1 protein-coding gene and 1 pseudogene are annotated in these 795 nt (G+C 68.6%); one reads left to right on the forward strand and one right to left on the reverse strand.

All coding sequences use genetic code 11. From position 1 onward, the window contains the following. On the forward strand, window positions 1–679 hold a 679-nt coding region (locus BN1134_RS10885; RefSeq protein WP_156991743.1), incomplete at its 5' end, for a Gfo/Idh/MocA family protein. Here the strand turns inward: BN1134_RS10885 and BN1134_RS19725 are convergent. Then, window positions 664–795, reverse strand: a pseudogene (locus tag BN1134_RS19725) (DODA-type extradiol aromatic ring-opening family dioxygenase); the annotation flags it as partial. The gene BN1134_RS10885 and the pseudogene BN1134_RS19725 overlap by 16 nt on opposite strands.

Genomic DNA, 795 nt, shown 5'->3' on the forward strand with positions numbered 1-795 from the left:
CGAGGCGGCGCTGCAAGCGGGCATTCCGGTGTTTGTCGACAAGCCCCTGTGTGACTCCGCCGCCGAGGTGGAGCGGCTGGCCGAGCTGGCCATGCAGCGAGATCTGCCGCTTTTTGTCGGCTTTAACCGCCGCTACCTGCCGGCGCTGGCCGAGCTACGGCGTCAGCCGCTCACCGAACTCATCTGGCAAAAGCACCGCCACGCCCTGCCCGGCGGGGCGCGCAGCTTCTTTTTCGATGACTTTATCCATGTGCTAGACGGCCTCTGTCACTACGGCGGCCGGCCGGAGGGGGAGGCGCGGCTGCTGGCTCGGGCGGCGGCGCAGCCGGGGGCGCTGGCCGGGGTCAGCGTCAGTTGGCGCACCCGGCATGGCTGGTGTCAGGGCAGCATGAACCGCAGTGCCGGCGTTACCGAGGAGCGTATCGACGGTTATGCCGAGAACCTCTCGCTGCACGTGGAGCAGTGCAGTCGCGGTTGGCTGACGCGCGGCAAGGCGGTGCAGGCCATCGGCGGCGGGGAGTGGACCCCCATGCTGGAGCAGCGCGGGTTTGTCGCCATGCTGGAGCACTGGCTGGCGCTGCTTAATGCCGGGCGCTGCGACAGCGCCCTGCTCGACAGCTATGTGGCCAGCCATGCGCTGGCCGAGTCCCTGCTCGGTCAGCTTCAGCCGAAGCGATAGCTGCCCATGTAGAGGTTGCCAAGATCCCAGCTCTGGTGCAGTCGCTCGGGTTGGTCTGCCCCGGCGGCGCCGAGGGCGATAAAGAGCGGGCGCAGGTGGTCGTCATGGGGGTGGGC

This window comes from Aeromonas simiae, assembly GCF_000820125.1.
Classification (GTDB): domain Bacteria; phylum Pseudomonadota; class Gammaproteobacteria; order Enterobacterales; family Aeromonadaceae; genus Aeromonas; species Aeromonas simiae.